Annotated in this window: 1 protein-coding gene; it reads right to left on the minus strand. The window is 36.7% G+C overall.

Annotation, left to right across the window (positions count from 1 at the left end):
- A partial coding sequence (locus ABD814_RS06475) for a helix-turn-helix domain-containing protein (protein ID WP_344911490.1) occupies positions 1–727 on the minus strand: 727 nt, incomplete at its 3' end.
- Positions 728–1,388 lie beyond the last annotated feature (661 nt).

The following is a 1,388-nucleotide window of genomic DNA, read 5'->3' on the forward strand; positions in this document are numbered from 1 at the left end:
GAGCACAAGCATACTGCAAGGTGTCAGATCGATAGATTTTACCATTATCCGCATAGATAATAGTTGGCTTCCCACGCCTAATCAAAGCTTCTCTTGTTACCTCTCGTAACCCATCAAACTTCTCCGAAGTGAAAAATTGTCCATAAGGGACAAGTCTTGAACAGTCATCAATATAGGCAATCAAAAATGTTTTCTTCATTTTTCCACTGATTGGAATATAGGGGCCGTGTGATAAATCAGCTTGCCACAAAACATTGACTTGATCGTAGGCAAAACGTTTCCGTTCTTTTTCAGAATGATAGCTCATATGATGACGTCCAGCGAGCTTGTGTTTTTTTAATAAACGATTTATAGTGGAATAAGATATTTGATTTTTTGTTATCTCTCCACGCTCAATCAGTTGATCATAAAATACGCTGACTGGCATGTGGAGGGATTTTTTTCTTATCTCCAAGATATGATCCTTATCCTCCGACGAAAGCTTTCTGGCATCGCCACGATCGGATCGTCTTTTAGGTTTTAACGTGTCAAATCCATTTCTTCGATAGTTTAAAAGCCATCCTTCTATGGTCTTGGCTGCCACTTTTCGTTCCCCATAATAGGGAATATCATGTGTTTTTCCTTCGATTCTTTCAAAATATTCTTTTGGTTGAACTTGTCCATTTAAAAGCGGAGCTATCAACCCATAGCGAAATAAAGCAATTTCCTCCCGTGATTTTTCATTCATTGAATTTTCCTCCTTTTAATAGAAGGACAACCGGTTATCCATTACTTTTATTCTACTTTTCCTGACAATAGATTCATAGGCAATTTTTATGTGGGAACAATTATATTTATTTCATGCGATGAATATGGTAAAATTAATTTGCCCATAAAATATGATGATAAGTGACCCCAGCTCCTTCGAAAGAAGGAAGATTCGTCAAAATCTCGGATCCTTTTCACATGTTTTAGGGCTTCTTTTTTTACATCTTTTGAAAACCCCAATTGGTAGTTTAATTCGTTGAAAAAGGTGTGTAGCCAGTGGATATTTTTATAGAAACGCTTTAAATGCTGAGCTAATTGTTGTCGGCTTCCATTTACCTTTTTCCGCTTTAAGGCACGATCCAACCGATCCACTATTGTATGTAATGTATGTTGGAAGTAAGGAATAAGAAAGCTGGGTAGAATTGAAATACTCACCTTACAAGACAAACACCTGAAACGACAAATAGGAATATAAAATTCCTTGTCCTCCTTTAACCCATATCGAAAATAAAACCCATTCCTATGTAAGTTCCCTTGCGAAATACAGCCACAACCCGGACAACGTTCGAATATTGGAAAGCAATTCTTTTTTCCACGTGCATTGTATTCTTCAATTTCAATTTTAAAGTCGTGTAAAATGA

It is taken from the genome of Amphibacillus indicireducens, from assembly GCF_039539605.1.
GTDB lineage: Bacteria > Bacillota > Bacilli > Bacillales > Amphibacillaceae > Amphibacillus > Amphibacillus indicireducens.